Origin of the sequence: Streptomyces sp. NPDC002467 (assembly GCF_042889825.1) — a bacterium.
In the GTDB taxonomy this organism is placed as follows: Bacteria; Actinomycetota; Actinomycetes; order Streptomycetales; family Streptomycetaceae; genus Streptomyces.
In genome coordinates, this window is record NZ_JBIARJ010000012.1 from 78244 (window position 1) to 100291 (window position 22048).

At 71.8% G+C, this 22048-nt stretch carries 18 protein-coding genes; 14 read left to right on the forward strand and 4 right to left on the reverse strand.

The annotated features are described in order from the left end of the window. Positions 1 to 13: 13 nt before the first annotated feature. Positions 14 to 1444: a sugar porter family MFS transporter gene (locus ACFYYJ_RS24300; RefSeq protein ID WP_385131283.1), complete on the forward strand. Its 1431-nt coding sequence runs from the start codon at positions 14 to 16 to the stop codon at positions 1442 to 1444. A gap of 42 nt (positions 1445 to 1486) precedes the next feature. Here ACFYYJ_RS24300 and ACFYYJ_RS24305 read toward each other — a convergent pair whose 3' ends face one another. Together ACFYYJ_RS24305 and ACFYYJ_RS24310 are read right to left on the reverse strand one after the other, a co-directional pair. Beyond that, on the reverse strand, positions 1487 to 2473 hold the full coding sequence (locus ACFYYJ_RS24305) for an LLM class flavin-dependent oxidoreductase (protein ID WP_385131286.1): 987 nt from the start codon (positions 2471 to 2473) through the stop codon (positions 1487 to 1489). Between the two features lie 63 nt (positions 2474 to 2536). Next, complete coding sequence (locus ACFYYJ_RS24310; RefSeq protein WP_389135329.1) at positions 2537 to 3994, reverse strand: purine-cytosine permease family protein; 1458 nt, start codon at positions 3992 to 3994, stop codon at positions 2537 to 2539. A gap of 163 nt (positions 3995 to 4157) precedes the next feature. Between ACFYYJ_RS24310 and ftsY the strand changes: the two genes are divergently transcribed. Further along, positions 4158 to 5375, forward strand: coding sequence for a signal recognition particle-docking protein FtsY (gene ftsY / locus ACFYYJ_RS24315; RefSeq protein WP_385131291.1), 1218 nt, complete (start codon positions 4158 to 4160; stop codon positions 5373 to 5375). Positions 5376 to 5453: 78 nt separating this feature from the next. On the opposite strand, the gene ACFYYJ_RS24320 is transcribed toward ftsY, so the two are convergent. After that, the gene (locus ACFYYJ_RS24320; protein ID WP_385131293.1) at positions 5454 to 6122 is read right to left on the reverse strand and encodes a bifunctional DNA primase/polymerase; all 669 of its coding nucleotides are present in this window, start codon (positions 6120 to 6122) and stop codon (positions 5454 to 5456) included. 396 nt (positions 6123 to 6518) lie between these two features. On the opposite strand from ACFYYJ_RS24320, the gene ACFYYJ_RS24325 reads away from it, so the two are divergent. The 6 genes from ACFYYJ_RS24325 to ftsH all read left to right on the forward strand — a co-directional run bounded on the left by ACFYYJ_RS24325 (position 6519) and on the right by ftsH (position 16437). Continuing rightward, positions 6519 to 8003, forward strand: coding sequence for a hypothetical protein (locus tag ACFYYJ_RS24325; protein WP_385363248.1), 1485 nt, complete (start codon positions 6519 to 6521; stop codon positions 8001 to 8003). 291 nt (positions 8004 to 8294) lie between these two features. Next, positions 8295 to 9641, forward strand: a complete 1347-nt coding sequence (locus ACFYYJ_RS24330) for an ammonium transporter (protein WP_389135332.1) — start codon at positions 8295 to 8297, stop codon at positions 9639 to 9641. After that, positions 9638 to 9976, forward strand: a complete 339-nt coding sequence (locus tag ACFYYJ_RS24335; RefSeq protein WP_030708521.1) for a P-II family nitrogen regulator — start codon at positions 9638 to 9640, stop codon at positions 9974 to 9976. Before ACFYYJ_RS24330 ends, ACFYYJ_RS24335 begins: the two co-directional genes overlap by 4 nt. A 16-nt stretch (positions 9977 to 9992) precedes the next feature. Next, positions 9993 to 12419 carry a [protein-PII] uridylyltransferase gene (locus ACFYYJ_RS24340; protein ID WP_389135335.1) on the forward strand — a complete coding sequence of 809 codons (2427 nt, stop codon included), beginning with the start codon at positions 9993 to 9995 and terminating at the stop codon, positions 12417 to 12419. A gap of 390 nt (positions 12420 to 12809) precedes the next feature. Further along, on the forward strand, positions 12810 to 14381 hold the full coding sequence (gene ffh, locus ACFYYJ_RS24345) for a signal recognition particle protein (RefSeq protein ID WP_385124406.1): 1572 nt from the start codon (positions 12810 to 12812) through the stop codon (positions 14379 to 14381). A 118-nt stretch (positions 14382 to 14499) separates the two neighbouring features. Then, positions 14500 to 16437, forward strand: coding sequence for an ATP-dependent zinc metalloprotease FtsH (gene ftsH / locus ACFYYJ_RS24350; RefSeq protein ID WP_389135338.1), 1938 nt, complete (start codon positions 14500 to 14502; stop codon positions 16435 to 16437). Positions 16438 to 16447: 10 nt separating this feature from the next. Here the strand turns inward: ftsH and ACFYYJ_RS24355 are convergent, their stop codons facing one another. Next, complete coding sequence (locus tag ACFYYJ_RS24355; protein WP_385124403.1) at positions 16448 to 17134, reverse strand: methyltransferase type 11; 687 nt, start codon at positions 17132 to 17134, stop codon at positions 16448 to 16450. A gap of 131 nt (positions 17135 to 17265) precedes the next feature. On the opposite strand from ACFYYJ_RS24355, the gene proS reads away from it, so the two are divergent. From proS to trmD, 6 genes are all read left to right on the forward strand, one after another. Further along, positions 17266 to 18678 carry a proline--tRNA ligase gene (gene proS / locus ACFYYJ_RS24360; protein WP_385365605.1) on the forward strand — a complete coding sequence of 471 codons (1413 nt, stop codon included), beginning with the start codon at positions 17266 to 17268 and terminating at the stop codon, positions 18676 to 18678. A 198-nt stretch (positions 18679 to 18876) separates the two neighbouring features. Continuing rightward, positions 18877 to 19476 (forward strand): hypothetical protein, encoded by a 600-nt coding sequence (locus tag ACFYYJ_RS24365; protein ID WP_385124400.1) that lies wholly within the window; start codon positions 18877 to 18879, stop codon positions 19474 to 19476. Positions 19477 to 19899: 423 nt separating this feature from the next. Beyond that, the gene (gene rpsP / locus ACFYYJ_RS24370; RefSeq protein WP_351318398.1) at positions 19900 to 20337 is read left to right on the forward strand and encodes a 30S ribosomal protein S16; all 438 of its coding nucleotides are present in this window, start codon (positions 19900 to 19902) and stop codon (positions 20335 to 20337) included. A 2-nt stretch (positions 20338 to 20339) separates the two neighbouring features. After that, the gene (locus ACFYYJ_RS24375) at positions 20340 to 20579 is read left to right on the forward strand and encodes an RNA-binding protein (protein WP_007266827.1); all 240 of its coding nucleotides are present in this window, start codon (positions 20340 to 20342) and stop codon (positions 20577 to 20579) included. An 82-nt stretch (positions 20580 to 20661) separates the two neighbouring features. Continuing rightward, entirely contained in the window at positions 20662 to 21213 is a 552-nt protein-coding gene (rimM, locus tag ACFYYJ_RS24380) for a ribosome maturation factor RimM (RefSeq protein ID WP_376655677.1), read from the forward strand. Then, complete coding sequence (trmD, locus tag ACFYYJ_RS24385) at positions 21213 to 22034, forward strand: tRNA (guanosine(37)-N1)-methyltransferase TrmD (RefSeq protein WP_385365603.1); 822 nt, start codon at positions 21213 to 21215, stop codon at positions 22032 to 22034. The genes rimM and trmD overlap by 1 nt, the downstream gene beginning before the upstream one ends. Positions 22035 to 22048: the final 14 nt, after the last annotated feature.

Here is a 22048-nt window from a genome sequence, read left to right on the forward strand (position 1 = left end):
CACGGAGCACACCTTGACCAGCACAGCGCAGGAACCGGCGTCGGGCGGATCGGCCGCGCCGCGGCCCGAGCACCTCGGCCGCGTCATCTTCATCGCCGCCGCCGCGGCCATGGGCGGTTTCCTCTTCGGCTACGACAGCTCTGTCATCAACGGCGCCGTCGTCGCCATCAGGGAACGCTTCGACGTCGGCTCCGAGGCGCTCGCCCAGGTGATCGCCGCCGCGCTGATCGGCTGCGCGTTCGGCGCCGCCACGGCCGGCCGTATCGCCGACCGGATCGGCCGTATCCGCTGCATGCAGATCGCCGCCGTCCTCTTCACCGCGAGCGCCATCGGCTCGGCCCTGCCGTTCGCCCTCTGGGACCTCGCCATGTGGCGCGTGATCGGCGGCTTCGGCATCGGCATGGCCTCCGTCATCGGGCCCGCCTACATCGCCGAGGTGTCCCCGCCCGCCTACCGCGGTCGGCTCGCCTCCTTCCAGCAGGCCGCCATCGTCATCGGCATCGCCGTCTCCCAGCTCGTCAACTGGGGCATCCTCAACCTCGCCGGCGGCGACCAGCGCGGTGACATCGCGGGCCTGGAGGCCTGGCAGTGGATGCTCGGTGTGATGGTCGTCCCGGCCGTCGTCTACGGGCTGCTGTCCTTCGTCATCCCCGAATCCCCGCGCTACCTCGTCTCCGTCGGCCGCAAGACCGAGGCCCGGAAGGTGCTCGCCGAGGTGGAGGGCAAGCGCGTCGACCTCGACGGGCGCATCGCCGAGATCGAGCACGCCATGGGGACCGAGCAGAAGTCCACCTTCAAGGACCTGCTCGGCGGCCGGTTCGGCTTCCTGCCCATCGTGTGGGTCGGCATCGGCCTGTCCGTCTTCCAGCAGCTCGTCGGCATCAACGTGATCTTCTACTACAGCTCCCTGCTGTGGCAGTCCGTCGGCATCGACCCGAGCGACTCGTTCCTGTACTCCTTCGAGACCTCCGTCGTGAACATCGTCGGTACGGTCATCGCCATGGCGCTCGTGGACCGCATCGGCCGCAAGCCCCTGGCCCTCATCGGCTCGGCCGGCATGGCGGTCTCTCTGGGCCTGGCCGCCTGGGCGTTCTCGTTCAAGTCCGGCACCGGCGACGACATCTCCCTGCCGCACACGCAGGGCATCGTGGCGCTCGTCGCCGCGAACTGCTTCGTCCTCTTCTTCGCCCTGTCCTGGGGCGTGGTGGTCTGGGTGCTCCTCGGCGAGATGTTCCCGGGTCACATCCGGGCCGCGGCCCTCGGCGTCGCGGCCGCCGCCCAGTGGATCGCCAACTGGGTCATCACGGTCTCGTTCCCGACGCTGTCGGACTGGAACCTGTCCGGCGCCTACATGATCTACACCGGCTTCGCCCTGCTCTCGATCCCCTTCATCCTCAAATGGGTGCCGGAGACCAAGGGCAAGGCGCTGGAGGAGATGGGGTAACCATCCCCCGCCAACGCCCCTTCTCCTCGATACTGCCCCGGCTCAGTCCTTGAGCCGGGGCAGTACCTGTTCGCACAACAGGTGCAGGCTGCGCCAGCCCTCGTCGATCGGCATCCCGCCGCACAGGGGGTGCAGCACCAGGTTCCCGGCCTCGCCGGCCGTCCGGGCGTAGGAGACCGCCTCGTCCGGGGTGAGGATCCGGTACACGCCCTCCGCGCGCAGTTCCGCCACCGTGCGCGCGCCCGACCGTACGGCGCTGCGGATGTCCTTGGACTGCCAGGAGGCGTACATGCCCGCCTCGTGCAGGAAGCGTTCGCCGTGCTCGGCCCAGACCCGGTCGGGGTCCTCCGCGATGTGCAGCAGCGGGGTCTCGGCCGCGGGCATCATGCAGAAGCCCTCCGTGCCGTACTCGGCGAGCTTCGCGTGGTAGTACGCCTCCAGCTCCGGCAGGTGCGCGCTGGGGAAGAACGGCAGCCCGAGCCGGGCCGCGCGCCGCGCCGCCGCCTCGGAGCTCCCGCCCACCAGCAGCATCGGGTGCGGCTGGGTGAAGGGCCTCGGGGTGACCCGGACCGTGCGGCCGCGGAACTCGAAGGGCTCACCGGTCCACGCCTTCAGCAGGGTCTCCAACAGCTCGTCCTGGAGCTTCCCGCGACGACCCCACTCCACGCCGTGCTGCTCGTACTCCTCGGGCCGGTAGCCGATCCCCGCGACGGTGACCAGGCGGCCGCCGCTCAGCAGGTCCAGTACGGCGATGTCCTCGGCCACCTTCAGCGGGTCGTACAGCGGCCCGATGATCGCCGAGACGGTGACGGCGATCCGGCGGGTGGCGCCGAAGACCGCGCCCGCGAAGGCGAAGGGGGAGGGCAGCCAGTTGTTGCCGGTGCCGTGGTGCTCCTCGGTCTGGATGGTGTCGATCCCGAGGTCGTCGGCGTACCGGGCCATCTCCAGCGCCGCCTTGTAGCGGGCGGAGAGGGACTCCGGGGTGCCGTTCGGGTCGACGAGATTGAACCGGGCCACGGTGATGGGCATGGAGAGGTCCCCCTTCGCCGGATGTGGGTGGGCGAGCGAAGGGGGACGTTAGCTGACGTTGCGTCAGTTGGACAGGGATCCGGCGAGCTCCCGCTCCTCGGCGGGCGCCCGCCCGGCCGGTGCGGGAGTGCGCGGCAGTACGGCGTACAGCAGCCCCGAGGTCAGGATCCCGACCGCCCAGCCGAGCCCGTTCCGCCCGATCCAGGTGTCCGCCAGGGGTCCGCCGAACCAGTCCACCTCGGTGAACAGCAGCCCCACGACCAGGGCCGCGGCCCACGCGGTCATCGCCTGCCAGGCGAAACCGCCCTTGTACCAGTAGGCGCTGCTCGGGGTGGTGTCCAGCAGCGCGGCCCCGTCGTACTCCTTGCGGCGCAGCATGTCCACGCCGAAGACGCCGATCCACGCGGAGAAGGCCACCGCCAGCAGCGTCAGGAAGGAGACGAACGAGCCGAAGAAACTGGTCGCGACGACCATCAGGAGGAATCCGAACACCAGGCTGATGACTGCGTTGACGCTCACCGCCCAGGCGCGGGGCACCTTGATGCCGAGGGTCTGCGCGGTGAAGCCGGCCGAGTACATGGACATCGAGTTGATCAGCAGCATGCCGACGAGCGCGACGAGCAGGTACGGGACCGCGATCCAGGTCGGCAGCAGCGCGCCGATGAACGAGACGGGGTCCTGCGCCGCTGCCAGTTCCGGGGTGCCGACCGCCATCACGGCGCCCATGAGCACCATGGGCAGGACGACGACGCCGGCGCCGCCGACGGTCGCGCCCACCACGCCCTTGGCGGAGGCCGTGCGCGGCAGGTAGCGCGTGAAGTCCGGGCCGGACGGGACCCAGCTGATGCCGCCGGCCGCGATGGTGCCGATGCCCGCGATCATCATCGCCGTGGAGCCCGCGGGCTTGGCGAAGACCGCGGTCCAGTCGGTGGTGGCGACCAGGTAGCCGAGCACGAGCACGCTGAAGGCTCCGAAGAGGTACGTCGACCACTTCGAGCAGACGCGCAGCGCGTTGATCCCGAGCCCCGAGACCACGAAGGTGCAGCCCACGAAGAAGAGCAGGGTGACGACGATGAGGGTGGTGCTGCTCTTGATGTCGAAGACCAGATCGAGCACCGTCAGGACGGCGTAGGCCCCGCTGACCGCGTTGATGGTCTCCCAGCCCCACCTGGCCACCCAGATCAGGGCGCCGGGGAAGAGGTTGCCGCGCTGCCCGAACACGGCTCGCGAAAGCGCCATGCCCGGGGCGCCGCCGCGCTTCCCGGCGATGGAGATCAGGCCGACGATGCCGTACGAGAGCACCGGCGCGGCGACCGCGACGACGAGGACCTGCCAGATGTTCAGCCCGTTGGAGATCACCAGTCCGGCGCCCATGGTCAGCAGCAGCACGCTGATGTTGGCGGCGACCCAGGTGGGTACGAGCTCGCGGACCCTACCGCCGCGCTCGCCGTCCGGGATGGGTTCCAGGCCGCGCGTCTCCACCGCGCTCTCGGGTGCTCCGGTCGGGGCGTGGGCAGGCATGCGTGCTCCGTGAAAGGTGGGGGGATTTGCCCATCATCATACGTTTGCCGTAGAACGCGGAAAAAGGGGCTTACGGCCCCGTGGGGCTTCCGGAGGTGAGGCCCGCGAGCCCCACCTGCGGAAACGGGGTCGGGGCCGGGGTGTCACGCATACTGAACGCGTTATGGACATCCTCATCCTTGCCGTAGTCATCGCCCTGGTCGCGGTCGGCGCCATCAGCGGGCTCGTGGTCAGCAGCCGCAAGAAGAAGCAGCTGCCGCCCCCGGCGCCGCCGAGCACGCCGACCATCACTGCCCCGCCTGCCGAACCGCAGGTGGGGGAGGACGCCGTAGAGACGGCGGAAGAACCGCGCCGCACCATCGAGGAGGTCGTCCTCCCCGAGGCGGAGGCAGAGGCTCCCGCAGAGGTGCCGGTCGCGGAGCCGGAGATCCCGGTCACGCCCGTGATCGAGGTGCCCGAGCCCACCGCCGGCCGCCTCGTCCGGCTGCGGGCCCGGCTCGCCCGCTCGCAGAACTCCCTCGGGAAGGGCCTGCTCACGCTGCTCTCCCGGGAGCACCTCGACGAGGACACCTGGGAGGAGATCGAGGAGACCCTGCTCGTCGCCGACGTCGGCGTCGTCCCGACCCAGGAGCTCGTGGACAGGCTCCGCGAGCGGGTCAAGGTGCTCGGCACCCGCACCCCGGCGGACCTGCGCGCCCTGCTCAAGGAGGAGCTGCTGACCCTGGTCGGCACCGACTTCGACCGCGCCGTGAAGACGGAGAGCGGCGAGGACACCCCCGGCGTGATCATGGTCGTCGGCGTCAACGGCACCGGCAAGACCACCACCACCGGCAAGCTCGCCCGCGTGCTGGTGGCCGACGGCCGCAGCGTGGTGCTCGGCGCGGCCGACACCTTCCGCGCGGCGGCCGCCGACCAGCTCCAGACCTGGGGCGACCGCGTCGGCGCGCGCACCGTACGCGGCCCCGAGGGAGGCGACCCGGCCTCGATCGCCTACGACGCGGTCAAGGAGGGCATCGCCGAGGGCGCCGACGTGGTGCTCATCGACACCGCCGGCCGGCTGCACACCAAGACCGGCCTCATGGACGAGCTCGGCAAGGTCAAGCGCGTCGTCGAGAAGCACGGCCCGCTGGACGAGATCCTGCTGGTCCTGGACGCCACCACCGGCCAGAACGGTCTGACCCAGGCCCGGGTCTTCGCCGAGGTCGTGGACATCACCGGCATCGTGCTGACCAAGCTCGACGGCACGGCCAAGGGCGGCATCGTCGTCGCCGTCCAGCGCGAGCTGGGCGTCCCGGTCAAGCTCGTCGGCCTCGGCGAGGGCGCGGACGACCTGGCCCCCTTCGAGCCGGAGGCGTTCGTGGACGCCCTGATCGGCGACTGAGCATCACCCGTACGCACTCCGGTGCCCCCGCGTCCCATCGGAACGCGGGGGCACTGCCGTAGGCGGGCCGGGCCGGGCCTAGCCGCGGAAGCGGTGGCAGGTGTAGGCGAGGGTGCCCAGCAGGAGGCGGGCCTGGGGCGGGCCGCCGGCGTTGTCCAGTGCCGGGGGCCGCAGCCAGACGACCTGGCCGAGCCCGGCCCGGTCCGACGGCGGCACCGTCACGAAGGCCCCCTCGCCCAGGGCCTTCAGGTCCAGGTCGGCGTCGTCCCAGCCCATCCGGTACAGCAGCTGCGGCAGCTCGGCCGCCGCGCCCGGCGCCACGAAGAACTGGGCCCGCCCGTCGGGGGTCGAGACCACCGGGCCGAGCGGCAGGCCCATCCGCTCCAGCCGTACCAGCGCGCGCCGCCCCGCCTCCCCGGAGACCTCGATCACGTCGAAGGAGCGGCCCACCGGGAGCAGCACCGCCGCGCCCGGGTACTCGCTCCAGGCCTCGGTGACCTCGTCCAGGGTGGCCCCGGCCTTGACCGTGGGGGCGAAGGGCAGGGGGTGCGCCCCGGGTGCCGCGCACCGCGCGTCCCCGCAGGAACAGTCGCGGGCGGGTGCCGCGGCCCGCGCGCCGGGAACCACGTCCCAGCCCCACAGTCCGGTGTACTCCGCCACCGCCGTGCACTCCGAGGTCCGGCCGCGGCGCCGGGCGCCCGAACGGAATTCTTTGGTGCCGCGGCTGCCGCCGATCGTGAAGCCCATGCCCATGCCCCCTCCAACGGGTCGGACGCGCCGGTGGTTACGAGGCCGGTGGGACCTGCTGCCGCGGGGTGCGGCCCGCCGTCGCCCGGCGCACTCCTCGCCGCGCGCGCCCCGAGCGCACTCCAGTCCAACCGGACCGTTCTCACCTCGTGTCAAGTGAATCGCGCCTGGCCGGTGGCGAGTTCATTCGAAGGGGTGGCGAATGGTGGCGTTTCCGCAATCGACCTCGCCGCAGGGGTGATCGTAGGATTACTTTCGGTACACGAACCCCGAAGGCGGCCCCAAGCGTGGGTATGCCGGAGGCAATGTGTGGAGGACCTGTGAAGGTCCGTGGTGACGCCCGGCGTCACGGCCAGGGTTTCGTGTGGAAGATGCTGAGCGGATGGGGGCGTTCCAGTGAGCGGCAACAGCGCAAGCGGAACGACGGACGACGCTGCCGCGCGCAACGAACAGCTGACGTCGTGGTTCGTCCGCAGCGGTTGGTCCAAGGGCGAGCTCGCCCGCCAGGTCAACCGCCGGGCCCGCCAGATGGGCGCCCACCACATCAGTACGGACACCTCCCGGGTGCGCCGCTGGCTCGACGGTGAACAGCCCCGTGAGCCCGTCCCGCGGATCCTCTCCGAGCTCTTCTCCGAGCGCTTCGGCTCCGTCGTCGCCATCGAGCAGCTCGGCCTGCGCACCGCCCACCAGACCCCCTCCGTGTCCGGGGTCGACCTGCCGTGGGCCGGCCCGCAGACCGTCGAACTGCTCGGCGAGTTCTCCCGCAGCGACCTGATGCTGGCCCGCCGCGGCTTCCTCGGGACCTCGCTCGCCCTCTCCGCCGGCCCCGCCCTCATCGAGCCCATGCAGCGCTGGCTCGTACCGGTCCCGGCCGCCGACCCGGGATCGCGGGAAGCGGGGCCGGCGGGCGGCCGCCGCCCGCCCCGGCTCTCCGAACCGGAACTCGACCTGCTCGACGCGACCACCGTCATGTTCCGCCAGTGGGACGCCCAGTGCGGCGGCGGTCTGCGCCGCAAGGCCGTCGTCGGCCAGCTCCACGAGGTCACCGACCTGCTCCAGGAGAACCACCCGGCGCCCGTCATGAAGCGGCTCTTCAAGGTCGCCGCGGAACTCGCCGAACTGGCCGGCTGGATGAGCTACGACATCGGCCTGCACCCCACGGCCCAGAAGTACTTCGTCCTCGCGCTGCACGCCGCGAAGGAGGCCGGGGACAAGCCGCTGGGCTCGTACATCCTCTCCGGCATGAGCCGCCAGATGATCCACCTGGGCCGCCCCGAGGACGCCCTGGAACTCATCCACCTCGCCCAGTACGGCAGCCGCGACTGCGCCGGCCCGCGCACCCAGGCCATGCTGTATGCGATGGAGGCCCGCGCCTACGCCAACATGGGCCAGCCCAGCCGCTGCAAGCGGGCCGTGCGGATGGCCGAGGACACCTTCGGTGACGTCGGCTTCGGAGGCGGCGAGCCCGAACCCGACTGGATCCGCTTCTTCTCCGAGGCCGAACTGAACGGCGAGAACTCCCACTCGTACCGCGATCTGGCCTATGTCGCAGGGCGCAGCCCCATGTACGCCTCCCTCGCCGAACCCGTCATGGAACGGGCCGTCGAACTCTTCGAGAAGGACGAGGAGCACCAGCGCTCCTACGCCCTCAACCTCATCGGCATGGCCACCGTGCACCTGCTCCAGCGCGAGCCCGAGCAGGCCGCGGTCCTCGTCGACCGGGCCCTCGACGTGGCGGGAAAGGTGCGGTCCGAACGGGTGAACACCCGGCTGCGCAAGACCGTCGACACCGCCGCCCGTGAATACGGGGACGTGGCCGAGATCGTCCGGCTCACCGACCACCTCGCCTCGCGCCTCCCCGAAGCCGCGGAGGCCGTCTGACGGCCCGAGCGGCCGCCCCCAAGGCACCGGCCGCGGCAGTCACCCCGTGAAGCCCGATCAGGCTCCCCCAGCCAGGACGTCCGGGTACTGCCGCGGCCGGGTGGATCACCCACCCAGTTCATGGACGCGTAACACGTCCGACCTCTTCGTCATCGGAGCGAAACACCTGGCGGCGCCGCCGGAAACCGGCCTGCGCGAATCTCATGGCCAATAACCGGCCAGTTCCCAACGCCGCCGCTCAGGTTTTCACGATCGCCCGCACGCGAACGTACCGACGACGAGGAGACGCCGATGGCATCAGCCATCACGACCCTCGCGGCAGACGCCCCGACGCTGTCTGCCGCGAACACCGGGTTCATGCTCATCTGCTCCGCCCTGGTCATGCTGATGACCCCGGGACTCGCCTTCTTCTACGGAGGCATGGTCCGCGTCAAGAGCAGCCTCAACATGCTGATGATGAGCTTCATCAGCCTCGGGATCGTCACGATCCTCTGGGTCCTCTACGGCTTCAGCCTCGCCTTCGGCACCGACTCCGGCTCCCTCATCGGCTGGAACTCCGACTACGTGGGCCTCAGCGGCATCGGGATCACCGAGCTGTGGGACGGCTACACCATCCCGGTCTACGTCTTCGCCGTCTTCCAGCTGATGTTCGCCGTGATCACCCCCGCCCTGATCAGCGGCGCCCTCGCCGACCGGGTGAAGTTCAGTGCCTGGGTCCTGTTCACGGCCCTGTGGGTCACGGTCGTGTACTTCCCCGTCGCCCACTGGGTGTGGGGCGCCGGCGGCTGGCTCTTCGAGCTCGGCGTCATCGACTTCGCGGGCGGCACCGCCGTCCACATCAACGCCGGCGCCGCCGCCCTCGGCGTGATCCTCGTCATCGGCAAGCGCGTCGGCTTCAAGAAGGACCCGATGCGCCCCCACAGCCTCCCGCTCGTGATGCTCGGCGCCGGTCTGCTCTGGTTCGGCTGGTTCGGCTTCAACGCGGGCTCCTGGCTCGGCAACGACGACGGCGTGGGCGCGGTCATGTTCGTCAACACCCAGGTCGCCACCGCCGCCGCCATGCTCGCCTGGCTCGGTTACGAGAAGCTGCGCCACGGCTCCTTCACCACCCTCGGTGCCGCCTCCGGCGCGGTCGCCGGCCTCGTCGCCATCACCCCCTCCGGCGGCTCCTGCTCCCCGCTCGGCGCGATCGCCATCGGCGCCATCGCCGGTCTGCTCTGCGCCGTGGCCGTCGGCCTCAAGTACAAGTTCGGCTACGACGACTCCCTCGACGTGGTCGGCGTCCACCTCGTCGGCGGTGTCGTCGGCTCGCTCCTCGTCGGCCTCTTCGCCACCGGCGGGGTCCAGTCCGACGCGGCCGGCCTCTTCTACGGCGGCGGCCTCGAACAGCTCGGCAAGCAGGCCATCGGAGTCTTCTCCGTCCTCGCCTACTCTCTGGTGGCGTCCGCGCTGCTCGCCTTCCTCCTCGACAAGACCATCGGAATGAGGGTCACCGAGGACGACGAGGTCGTCGGCATCGACCAGATCGAACACGCCGAGACCGCCTACGACTTCAGCGGCGCCGGCGGCGGTGCGGCCTCGCGCAACACCCCCGCCGCCCCCACCCACTCCGCCGCGAACAAGAAGGTCGACGCATGAAGCTGATCACCGCGATCGTCAAGCCGCACAAGCTGGACGAGATCAAGGAAGCCCTCCAGACCTTCGGAGTCCAGGGCCTCACCGTCACCGAGGCCAGCGGCTACGGCCGCCAGCGCGGCCACACCGAGGTCTACCGCGGCGCCGAGTACCAGGTCGACCTCGTCCCCAAGATCCGCATCGAGGTGCTGGTCGACGACTCCGACGCCGAGGAGCTGATCCGCGTCATCGTGAGCGCGGCCGCCACCGGCAAGATCGGCGACGGCAAGGTGTGGAGCGTCCCCGTGGACTCGGTCGTACGGGTCCGCACCGGCGAGCGCGGCGCGGACGCGCTCTAGGCGAAGGAGCTCCCGGGTGACGAGCGTCGAAGAACCCACGGACCACACGGCCGACTCGGGAGCCGGCGGATACGCCGCGGCCCGGCTGCGACTCCTCCAGGAGGAGTCGCGGTCCGGGCCCTCGCGGCGTTCCGCGCTGGCCGGGCTGACCGACGAATGGCTGACCGCCCTGTTCACGACCGCCGCACGGGAGACGGGAGTCCGGGGCGCCGCCCTCGTGGCCGTCGGCGGCTACGGCAGGGCCGAACTCTCCCCGCGCAGCGACCTCGACCTGGTGCTGCTGCACGACGGCAAGACCGAACCGCGGGCACTGGGCGCGCTCGCCGACCGGCTCTGGTACCCCGTGTGGGACCTCGGCCTCGCCCTCGACCACTCCGTACGAACCCCAGCCGAGGCCCGCAAGACCGCCGCCGAGGACCTCAAGGTGCACCTCGGACTGCTCGACGCCCGCTCCGTCGCGGGCGACGCCGGGCTCCTCGCCGGACTGCGCACCTCCGTCCTGGCCGACTGGCGCAACCAGGCCGCCAAGCGGCTCCCGCAACTGCACTCCCTGTGCCGAGACCGCGCCGAACGCTCGGGCGAGCTGCGCTTCCTCCTCGAACCCGACCTCAAGGAGGCCCGCGGCGGCCTGCGCGACATCACGGCGCTGCGGGCCGTCGCCGCGTCCTGGCTGGCCGACGCCCCGCGCGAAGGCCTCGCCCAGGCCCGCCGCCGGCTCCTCGACGCCCGCGACGCCCTCCACCTCGTCACGGGTCGCGCCACCGACCGGCTCTCCCTCCAGGAACAGGACCAGGTCGCGGGCCGGCTCGGCCTGCTCGACGCCGACGCGCTGCTCCGCGAGGTGTACGAGGCCGCGCGCGTGGTCTCGTACGCCGGAGACGTGACCTGGCGCGAGGTCGGCCGGGTGCTGCGGGCGCGCTCCGCCCGCCCCAGGCTCCGCGGGCTGCTCGGCGGCAAGGGCGCCCCGGCCGCCGCGCGGGCACCGCTCGCCGACGGGGTCGTGGAGTCCGACGGCGAGGCCGTACTGGCCCTGGCCGCGCGCCCCGACCGCGACCCGGTGCTCCCGCTCCGCTTCGCCGCGGCCGCCGCGCAGGCGGGCCTCCCCGTCTCGCCGCACGCCGTACGCAGGCTCGCCGCGCAGGCGAAGCAGCTCCCGGTGCCGTGGCCCGCCGAGGCCCGCGAGCAGCTGGTGACGCTACTGGGCGCGGGGGAGCCGACCGTCGCCGTCTGGGAAGCCATGGAAGCCGAAGGCCTGATCGGGAGGCTGCTGCCCGATTGGGAGCGGGTGCGCTGCCGCCCCCAGCGCAACCCCGTCCACACCTGGACGGTGGACCGCCACCTCATCGAGACGGCCGTGCGCGCCTCGGCCCTCACCCGCCGGGTCGGCCGCCCCGACCTGCTCCTGATGGCCGCCCTCCTGCACGACATCGGCAAGGGCTGGCCCGGGGACCACTCGGTGGCCGGCGAGACCATCGCCCGCGACGTCGCCGCCCGGGTCGGCTTCGACGAACGGGACACCGCCGTCCTGGGCACGCTCGTACGCCACCACCTGCTGCTCATCGACACCGCGACGCGGCGGGACCTGGACGACCCCGCGACCGTCCGCTCGGTCGCCGAGGCCGTCGGGTCGGTGGGCACGCTGGAGATACTGCACGCCCTCACGGAGGCCGACGCCCTCGCCACCGGCCCGGCCGCGTGGAGCGCCTGGCGCGGCTCCCTCGTGGCGGACCTCGTCGCACGGGCCGCCGCCGTCCTGCGCGGCACCGCCCCGGCGGCGGGGGAGCCGGAGATCCCGACCGCGGAACAGGAACGCCTCGCGGTGGAGGCCCTGCGCACGGGTGAGCCGGTGCTGGCGCTCCAGGCCCGGCACGAGGAGGACGCGGTCGGCGTGGAACTCGTCGTGGCCGTCCCCGACCAGCCGGGGGTCCTCCCGGCCGTCGCCGGGGTGCTCGCCCTGCACCGGCTCACGGTGCGGGCGGCGGACCTGCGCTCCACCGAGCTCCCGGACCAGCTCGGTGAGGTCCTGGTGCTGCGGTGGCGGGTGTCGGCGGAGTACGGCGCGCTGCCGCAGGCGGCCCGGCTGCGGACCGACCTGGTCCGCGCGCTGGACGGCTCGCTGGACGTCCCGACGAAGCTGGCCGACCGCGAGGCGGCCTACCCCCGGCGGCGCGGGGTGGTGCCCCCGCCGCCCCGGGTCACCGTCGTCGCGGACGTCTCCTCGCTGGCCACCGTCCTGGAGGTGCGCGCGCCGGACGCTGTCGGGCTGCTGCACCGGATCGGGCGCGCCCTGGAGTCCCGGGGGGTGCGGGTGCGCAGCGCGCACGTCTCGACACTGGGCGCGAACGCGGTGGACACCCTGTACGTCACCACGCCGGAGGGCAAACCGCTGGACACGGAGGAGGCGGCGGCCCTGGCCGGGCTGGTGGAGGCCGCGCTGGCCTAGCGGGTGCGGGTGGGGCCGCTGCGCGGGGCCGGTCCCCTACCCGCCCTTCCACCGTTCCCCGGGGCTCCGCCCCGGACCCCCCACGTGCGCTGCGCGCCCGTGCCCTCAAACGCCGGGCGCGGCTGGACCGCCTGCGGGCGATCCAGCCGCGCCTGGCCGGCGGCGCGAGCCGAATCCAGCCCCTCCGGCGTTTGAGGAGCGGGGTGCGGGGCGAGCCCCGGTCCTTGAGACGCGCCGGGCAGGACGGCATCAGCCATGTCCAGCCTCGCCGGCGATCGAGGCGCGGGCCCGGGCGGAGCCCCGGTGCACACCGCCGGGCCCACCACGCGGCCCGGCCCGATACCCTGGGGGGCAACCACACCGCCCCCGACCCGAGGAATCGCGACCACCGTGTTCGATACGCTCTCCGACCGCTTGGCGAATACCTTCAAGGGCCTGCGCGGCAAAGGCCGGCTGTCCGAGGCTGACATCGACTCCGCGGCCCGGGAAATCCGTATCGCCCTCCTCGAGGCCGACGTCGCCCTCCCGGTCGTCCGTTCCTTCATCGCGAACGTCAAGGAACGCGCCCGCGGCGAGGAGGTCAGCAAGGCGCTGAACCCCGGTCAGCAGGTCCTGAAGATCGTGAACGACGAGCTCGTCACGATCCTCGGCGGCGAGACCCGGCGGCTCCGCTTCGCCAAGACCGCTCCCACCGTGATCATGCTGGCCGGTCTCCAGGGTGCCGGTAAGACCACCCTCGCCGGAAAGCTCGGCCTCTGGCTGAAGGGGCAGGGCCACACCCCGCTCCTCGTCGCCTGCGACCTCCAGCGCCCCAACGCCGTCAACCAGCTCTCGGTCGTCGCCGACCGCGCCGGCGTGGCGTTCTACGGTCCCCAGCCCGGCAACGGCGTCGGCGACCCGGTCCAGGTGGCCAAGGACTCCGTCGAGTACGCGCGCACCAAGCAGCACGACATCGTCATCGTCGACACCGCCGGCCGCCTCGGCATCGACCAGGAGCTGATGCAGCAGGCCGCGGACATCCGCGACGCCGTCAGCCCCGACGAGATCCTCTTCGTCGTCGACGCCATGATCGGTCAGGACGCGGTCAACACCGCCGAGGCCTTCCGCGACGGCGTCGGCTTCGACGGCGTGGTGCTCTCCAAGCTCGACGGCGACGCCCGAGGCGGTGCCGCGCTCTCCATCGCGCACGTCACCGGCAAGCAGATCATGTTCGCCTCGAACGGCGAGAAGCTGGACGAGTTCGACGCCTTCCACCCGGACCGCATGGCGGGCCGGATCCTCGACATGGGTGACATGCTCACCCTCATCGAGCAGGCCGAGAAGACCTTCTCGCAGGCCGAGGCCGAGAAGATGGCGGCCAAGCTCGCCAAGGGCCCCAAGGAGTTCACGCTCGACGACTTCCTGGCCCAGATGGAGCAGGTCCGCAAGATGGGCTCCATCTCCAAGCTGCTCGGCATGCTGCCCGGCATGGGGCAGATCAAGGACCAGATCAACAACATCGACGAGCGCGACGTGGACCGCACCGCCGCGATCATCAAGTCGATGACCCCGGCCGAGCGCCAGGACCCGACGATCATCAACGGCTCGCGCCGCGCGCGCATCGCCAAGGGTTCCGGCACCGAGGTCAGCGCCGTCAAGTCGCTCGTCGAGCGGTTCTTCGACGCCCGCAAGATGATGTCCCGCATGGCCCAGGGCGGCGGCCTGCCGGGCATGCCCGGCATCCCCGGGATGGGCGGCGGCCCCGGCCGGCAGAAGAAGCAGGTCAAGCAGGCCAAGGGCAAGCGCAAGAGCGGCAACCCGATGAAGCGCCGGGAAGAGGAGGCCGCAGCGGCGGCCCGCCGCGAGCAGGGCGCGCAGGCGATCGAGCCCGCGGCCGGGTCCAACCCGTTCGGCCTTCCCGCCGGCGGTCAGGGCGGCCAGGACTTCGACCTCCCGGACGAGTTCAAGAAGTTCATGAAGTAGTGCTTCACCAGAAGGGCCCCGGCCGTGTTCGCACGGCCGGGGCCCTTCGCGTTCCCGCCGGGGCGACGGTCCGGTTTATCCCTTATCGTCGGCCGGGGGGACGGCAGAAGGAGGACCGGTGCCCAGCCCATCCCCCGTACCGCCCCGAGACCGGGCCGATACGCCCTGGCGCTCGGAGGGCGCACCGCCCACGCCTCCCGCCAAGAAGAAGCTGCCGGGCGGCTGGCGCATGCTCGTCCTCTTCGCCCTGATCGCGTACCTGATCGCCAACCTGGTGCTGTCCTTCTTCAACGAGGGCGACGAGCCGACCATCTCGTACACCGAGTTCAGCAAGCAGGTCGCGAGCGGCAACGTCTCGAAGATCTACTCCAAGGGCGACGCCATCCAGGGCGAGCTGAAGGCCAAGCAGCCCCTGCCCGACGGCGACAAGGGCGACTACACCAAGTTCGTCACCCAGCGCCCGGCCTTCGCCGACGACGACCTGTGGGCCAACCTCACCAAGCAGAACGTGAACGTGACGGCCCGCCCGGTCGTCGAACAGCGCAGTTTCCTCGCCAACCTGCTGCTCTCCCTCGCCCCGGTGCTGCTGCTGGTCCTCCTGTGGGTGTTCGTCGCCCGGCGCATGGGCGCGGGCATGGGCGGCATGGGCGGGCTCGGCCGCAAGGCCCCGCCCAAGCCGGTGGAGCTGGAGGAGGGCGCCCCGCGCACCACCTTCGAGGACGTGGCCGGGATCGACGAGGTGCAGGGGGAACTCCACGACGTCGTCGACTTCCTCAAGAACCCGCAGTCCTACCGCAGGATGGGCGCCCGGATGCCCGGCGGGGTCCTGCTGGCCGGCCCGCCCGGCACCGGCAAGACCCTGCTCGCGCGGGCCGTCGCGGGCGAGGCCGGGGTGCCGTTCTTCTCCGCCTCCGCCTCCGAGTTCATCGAGATGATCGTCGGCGTGGGCGCCTCCCGGGTGCGGGAGCTGTTCGCCGAGGCGCGCAAGGTGGCCCCCGCGATCATCTTCATCGACGAGATCGACACCATCGGGCGGATCCGCGGCGGCGGCGCGGCCATGGGCGGCCACGACGAACGCGAGCAGACCCTGAACCAGATCCTCACCGAGATGGACGGCTTCTCGGGCTCGGAGGGCGTCGTCGTGCTCGCCGCCACCAACCGCGCCGACGTGCTGGACCCGGCCCTGACCCGCCCCGGTCGCTTCGACCGCACCGTGGTCGTCTCCCCGCCGGACCGGGCCGGCCGCGAGGCCATCCTGCGCATCCACACCCGCGACATCCCCCTCGCCGACGGGGTCGACCTGGCCCAGGTCGCCACGACCACCCCCGGCATGACCGGCGCCGAGTTGGCCAACCTGGCCAACGAGGCCGCGCTGCTCGCCGTCAAACGCCGGCAGCGGCAGGTCACGCAGTCCGACCTGTCCGACGCCCTGGAGAAGGTGCAGCTGGGCGCGGAGCGGCCGCTGGTGATGCCGGAGGAGGAGCGCCGCCGTACGGCGTACCACGAGAGCGGACACGCCCTCCTCGGGATGCTCCAGCCGGGCGCCGACCCCGTCCGCAAGATCACCATCGTCCCCCGCGGCCGGGCGCTCGGCGTCACCCTCTCGGTCCCCGACGCGGACCGGTACGCGTACACGGAGGACTACCTGCGCGGCCGCATCATCGGGGCGCTGGGCGGCATGGCCGCCGAACAGACCGTCTACGACGTCATCACCACGGGCGCGGAGAACGACCTGGAACAGGTCACCAACATCGTGCGCGGCATGGTCGGCCGCTGGGGCATGAGCGAGCGCATCGGCCGGCTCACCGCGATCCCGTCCGACGCGCAGAGCCCGTACGGCCTGACCGCCGCCCCCGCCACCCTCGACGCCGTGGACCACGAGATGCGCCGGATCGTCGACGAGTGCTACGTGGAGGCCTGCCGCCTGCTGCGCGAGCACCGGCCGAAGCTCGACGCGCTCGCGGAGGCCCTCCTCGCCAACGAGACCCTCGACGAGACGGCCGCCTACGCCGCCGCGGGCATCCCGCGGCTGACGAAGGCGCACTCCACCGACTGACGGGCGGCCGTTACGCCACCCGGGCGATCACGTACCGGAAGATGTTCGGCAGCCACACGGCGCCGTCGGACCGCTCGAACGGGTGAAGCGCCTCGGCCAGCTCCTTCTCCGCCAGCGCGGGATCCGCGGCCGCGTCGTAGAGCCCCGTCGACACCAGCCCCCGCACCGCGCTGTCCACGTCCGCGTACCCGAACGGGCAGAACACCCGCCCCGATCCGTCCGGCCGCAGCCCGGCCCCCTCCGCCAGCGCGTCCAGGTCCCGCGGCACCGGCCCGCGGCCGAGGACCGAGGGCACCGTGCAGCGCTCCGCGGGACCCCAGCCGGCCAGCACCACGGCCCCGCCGCGCCGCACCAGGGGCAGCGCCGAGGCCAGGGCCGCCCGGGTGGGCGAGAAGGCCAGCAGGGCGTCGTAGGGGCGGTCCGCCGCGGGCTGCGACGGCGGGGCCGCCAGCACCTCCAGCAGCCGCTCGCGCGCCAGCGCGCGCCGCGCCGGATCCGCCTCCACGCCCGTGGCCGAGGCACCCCGCCCGGCCGCCAGCAACAGGGGCAGACCGGCCCCGCAGTCGAGGCCCAGCAGCCGGTCGCCCGGCCCGACCTCCAGCCGGTCGTAGACCGCTTCGTACAGCGGTACCAGCATCCGTTCCTGGATCTCCGCCCAGTCCCGGGCGACGAGCGTCGCCGTCGGCGTCGGTGTCATCGAAAGAGCGCTCCTGATTCCGTCTCGCCCCCCTGCCCCCGTTGCCAGAGAACTCCCCATTCGCCCCCGCGTCCAGAGGAGCGGGTCACCCGATTCACGCTCGACGCGCGCGGCGCCGTACCATTCGCGCCATGGCAAAGGCACCCGTTCTCACCCCGCAGGCGGAGGATTTCCCCCGCTGGTACCAGGATCTGATCAACAAGGCCGAGCTGGCCGACAACGGCCCGGTGCGCGGCACGATGGTCATCCGACCGTACGGCTACGGGCTGTGGGAGCGGATGCAGCAGGAGATGGACGCGCGCATCAAGGAAGCGGGCGCCCAGAACGCCTACTTCCCGCTGTTCATCCCGCAGTCGTACCTGACGAAGGAAGCCGAGCACGTCGAGGGCTTCGCCCCCGAGCTGGCGGTCGTCACGCACGGCGGCGGCAAGGAGCTCGAAGAGCCGGTCGTCGTCCGGCCCACCTCCGAGACGATCATCAACGACTACTTCTCCAAGTGGGTCCAGAGCTACCGCGACCTGCCCCTGCTGATCAACCAGTGGGCCAACGTGGTCCGCTGGGAGATGCGCCCGCGCGTGTTCCTCCGTACGAGCGAGTTCCTCTGGCAGGAGGGCCACACCGCCCACGCCACCTACGAGGACGCCCGCGACTACGCCGCCCGGATCCACACGGACGTCTACGGCGACTTCATGAAGAACGTCCTCGGCATCGACGTGGTCCTCGGCCGCAAGACCGCCAAGGAGCGCTTCGCCGGCGCCATCAACACCCTCACCCTCGAGGGCATGATGGGCGACGGCAAGGCCCTGCAGATGGGCACGAGCCACGAGCTCGGCACCAACTTCGCCAAGGCCTTCAACACGCAGTACCTGTCGAAGGAAGGCAAGCAGGAGCTCGTCTGGCAGACCTCGTGGGGCGTCTCGACCCGCATGGTCGGCGGCCTGATCATGTCCCACGGCGACGACAGCGGCCTGCGGGTCCCGCCGCGCCTGGCCCACGTCCAGGTCGTCGTCATGGCGATCAAGGGCGACGAGGCCGTGGCGAAGGTCCGCGAGCTGGGCGACCAGCTGAAGGCCGCCGGTCTGCGCGTGCACGTCGACGACCGCGTCGACACCCCGTTCGGCCGCCGCGCCGTCGACTGGGAGCTCAAGGGCGTACCGGTCCGCATCGAGATCGGCCCGCGCGACCTGGAGAACGGCACCGCGATGCTGGCCCGCCGCATTCCGGGTGGCAAGGAGCCGGTCCAGATCACCGAGCTGCTCGACCTGCTGCCCAAGGTGCTGGACGAGGACCAGGCGCAGCTGCTGCGCGAGTCCCGCGAGCGCCGTGAGTCCCGCACGTCCGACGTCGCGACCATCGAGGAGGCCGCCGAGGCCGCCATCGCGGGCGGCTGGGCGCGCATCCCGTGGGCCGACCTCGGTCCGGAGGGCGAGGCGAAGCTGGCCGAGCAGGCCGTCTCCGTCCGCTGCCTGATCGCCGAGGACGGGTCGGTCCCGCAGGCCGACGACGCCCCCGGTACCCTCGCGATCGTCGCGCGCTCGTACTGACGGCTCCTCAGCCCCGGCGCGCGGCGAGTGCCGCACGCCGGGGCTGACGTCTGCCGGTCGACGTTACGTACCGACTCCTCCTGACATCGGCGCACCCGTCCTCGTCAGGACGCATGAGGCTGAACTGACTGGTACGTGCAAAAAATTTGGAATGGCCCGGAATCGGAACACCCGGGCACCTCGGCTCGTTGTCACGACGTGAGCACGACACCACCTGTTCTCGCCGCAGAGCTGGCGCAGGCGTGGGCCGACATTCAGCGGTACCACCCCGAGCTGCCTGACCTTGCCGCGCCCGAGTCCCTGATCGGAGAGTCCTCGTCCGCCTGCGGCGCCGAGCTCTCCTTCGAGCGACTGCTGCACGAGGCAGTCCACGGCATCGCCGCCGCCCGCGGGGTCCGTGACACCTCCCGCGCCGGCCGCTACCACAACCGCAGATTCCTCGCGATCGCCGAGGAGATGGGGCTGGACCACTCCGACGAGCCGCATGCCAGCAGCGGCTTCTCGCTGGTCACGCTCAACGCCGAGGCGAAGAAGCGCTACCGCCCGACGATGGAGCGGCTGCAGCGCGCCCTCAAGGCGCACACGGCCGCCACCGCCGCCGACACCAAGCGCAGCTTCCGCGGCCCGGCGGCCCGCCACGGCTCCTCCGGCGGCGGCGTCCGGGTCAAGGCGGTCTGCGACTGCGGGCGCAACGTCCGGGTGGTCCCCTCGGTCCTGGCGCAGGCCCCGATCGTCTGCGGCGGCTGCATGAAGCCCTTCCGCATCCCGGAGGTGGTGGCCCTCTCGGCCGCTTCCTGAGCGCGCTGCCGGGCGACCGGCGGCGTCCGGACCCCACCCCCTCGGCCCCGCCCGGGCGGGCCGTGCTCCGCCGGCCGGGCACTGCCCGCCGGCGTCGTCCGGACATCGTCCCCACCCCACATCGGGCTTGTCGCCCCGTACGCCGGGCGGTCTCCCGCGTGGTGGGGCGGTGTCCCGTGCCCGGGGCGGGCGCGCGGCGGGCACGGAGCGCGCGGGGCCGGGAGCGAGCCCGCCCCGCGAGAAGTGGATCACCCCTCACCGCCGAGCGCGCCGCAGGCGTATGGCACAATGGCTAGCTGTACTCGACAGTCGCATAGGACCCCTCTCTCCTCCGGCTGACGCGTCCATCGGGCACCCGAGTACCGCAACCCCACGTGGCATCTCATGTGCCCAACCACGTCAAGTTCAGGAGACACCACTCCAGTGGCAGTCAAGATCAAGCTCAAGCGCCTCGGCAAGATTCGCCAGCCGCACTACCGCATCGTCGTCGCGGACGCCCGTACCCGTCGGGACGGTCGCGCGATCGAAGAGATCGGTATCTACCACCCGACCTACAACCCGTCGCGCATCGAGGTCAACGCCGAGCGTGCGCAGTACTGGCTGTCCGTCGGCGCCCAGCCCACCGAGGCTGTGCTCGCCATCCTGAAGCTGACCGGTGACTGGCAGGCCCACAAGGGCCTCCCCGCCCCCGCGCCGCTGCTCCAGCCGGCGACGAAGGAAGACAAGCGTCGTTCCTTCGACGAGTTCGCCAAGGCCCTCGAGGGTGGCGACGCCAAGGGCGAGGCCATCACGCAGAAGGCCAAGAAGGCCGACAAGAAGGCGGACGAGGCTGAGGCCGCCGCCGAGTCGACCGAGGCCTGATCATGCTCGAGGAGGCTCTTGAGCACCTCGTTAAGGGCATTGTGGACAACCCCGACGATGTGCAGGTCGCCTCGCGCAACCTGCGCCGCGGGCAGGTGCTGGAGGTCCGGGTCCACCCCGACGACCTCGGGAAGGTGATCGGTCGCAACGGCCGCACCGCACGTGCACTGCGTACCGTCGTGGGCGCCATCGGCGGCCGGGGGATCCGCGTCGACCTCGTCGACGTGGACCAGGTCCGCTGAGCAGTTGAATCACCGGCACGGGCCGGGGAGGGCATACGTGTCCGCCCCGGCCCGTTGTCGTCCGAACAGGAGAGTTTCTCAGGTGGAGCTGGTAGTCGCGCGGGTCGGCCGCGCCCACGGGATCAAGGGTGAGGTCACCGTAGAGGTGCGGACGGACGAGCCGGAGCTGCGGCTCTCGCCCGGCGCCGTGCTCCGGACCGAACCGGCGTCGGCGGGTCCGCTGACCATCGAGACGGGCCGGGTCCACAGCGGCCGGCTCCTGCTCCGCTTCGCGGGCGTCAAGGACCGCACCGGCGCCGAGGGGCTGCGCAACACCCTGCTGATCGCGGACGTCGACCCGACCGAACTCCCCGAGGAGGAGGACGAGTACTACGACCACCAGCTCATGGACCTGGACGTCGTACTCGAGGACGGCACCGAGATCGGCCGGATCACCGAGATCTCCCACCTGCCGTCGCAGGACCTCTTCATCGTCGAGCGCCCCGACGGCACCGAGGTGATGATCCCCTTCGTCGAGGAGATCGTCGCCGAGATCGACCTGGAGGAGCAGCGCTGCGTCATCACCCCGCCGCCCGGGCTGATCGACGACCGCGCCGAGATCGCCTCCGCCCGTGACGCAGAGGGCGACGCCTGATGCGTCTCGACGTCGTCACGATCTTCCCCGAGTACCTGGAACCGCTGAACGTCTCCCTCGTCGGCAAGGCGCGCGCCCGCGGCCGGCTCGACGTGCACGTCCACGACCTGCGGGACTGGACCTACGACCGGCACAACACGGTGGACGACACCCCCTACGGCGGCGGCCCCGGCATGGTCATGAAGACCGAGCCGTGGGGCGCGGCCCTGGACCAGGCGCTCGCCGACGGCTACGAGGCGGGCGCCCGCGAGCCCGTCATGGTCGTCCCCACGCCGAGCGGCCGCCCCTTCACCCAGGAGCTCGCCGTCGAGCTCTCCGAGCGGCCCTGGCTGATCTTCACGCCGGCCCGCTACGAGGGCATCGACCGCCGGGTCATGGACGAGTACGCCACGCGCATGCCGGTGTACGAGGTCTCCATCGGCGACTACGTCCTGGCGGGCGGCGAGGCCGCGGTGCTCGTCGTCACCGAGGCGGTGGCCCGGCTGCTGCCCGGAGTGCTCGGCAACGCCGAATCGCACCGGGACGACTCCTTCGCGCCGGGGGAGATGGCGAACCTGCTGGAGGGGCCCGTCTACACGAAGCCCCCGGTGTGGCGCGGACGCGACATCCCCGAGGTGCTGCTCAGCGGCCACCACGGGAAGATCGCCCGCTGGCGCCGCGACGAGGCCTTCCGTCGGACCGCGGCCAACCGGCCCGACCTGATCGAGCGCTGCGAGGCATCCGCCTTCGACAAGAAGGACCGGGAGGTCCTGTCCATCCTGGGTTGGCGGCCCACGGCCGACGGCCGATTTTGGCGCAGGCCCGAGGCCGTGGAAGAATAGGCGGCTGTTGTGTG

Excerpts from the sequence above, each read along its gene's own strand:
- ACFYYJ_RS24305 (WP_385131286.1), bottom strand. The coding sequence starts at position 2,473 with ATGCCCATCACCGTGGCCCGGTTCAATCTCGTCGACCCGAACGGCACC.
- ACFYYJ_RS24310 (WP_389135329.1), bottom strand. The coding sequence starts at position 3,994 with ATGCCTGCCCACGCCCCGACCGGAGCACCCGAGAGCGCGGTGGAGACG.
- ftsY (WP_385131291.1), top strand. The coding sequence starts at position 4,158 with ATGGACATCCTCATCCTTGCCGTAGTCATCGCCCTGGTCGCGGTCGGC.
- ACFYYJ_RS24320 (WP_385131293.1), bottom strand. The coding sequence starts at position 6,122 with ATGGGCTTCACGATCGGCGGCAGCCGCGGCACCAAAGAATTCCGTTCG.
- ACFYYJ_RS24330 (WP_389135332.1), top strand. The coding sequence starts at position 8,295 with ATGGCATCAGCCATCACGACCCTCGCGGCAGACGCCCCGACGCTGTCT.
- ACFYYJ_RS24335 (WP_030708521.1), top strand. The coding sequence starts at position 9,638 with ATGAAGCTGATCACCGCGATCGTCAAGCCGCACAAGCTGGACGAGATC.
- ACFYYJ_RS24355 (WP_385124403.1), bottom strand. The coding sequence starts at position 17,134 with ATGACACCGACGCCGACGGCGACGCTCGTCGCCCGGGACTGGGCGGAG.
- proS (WP_385365605.1), top strand. The coding sequence starts at position 17,266 with ATGGCAAAGGCACCCGTTCTCACCCCGCAGGCGGAGGATTTCCCCCGC.
- ACFYYJ_RS24375 (WP_007266827.1), top strand. The coding sequence starts at position 20,340 with ATGCTCGAGGAGGCTCTTGAGCACCTCGTTAAGGGCATTGTGGACAAC.
- trmD (WP_385365603.1), top strand. The coding sequence starts at position 21,213 with ATGCGTCTCGACGTCGTCACGATCTTCCCCGAGTACCTGGAACCGCTG.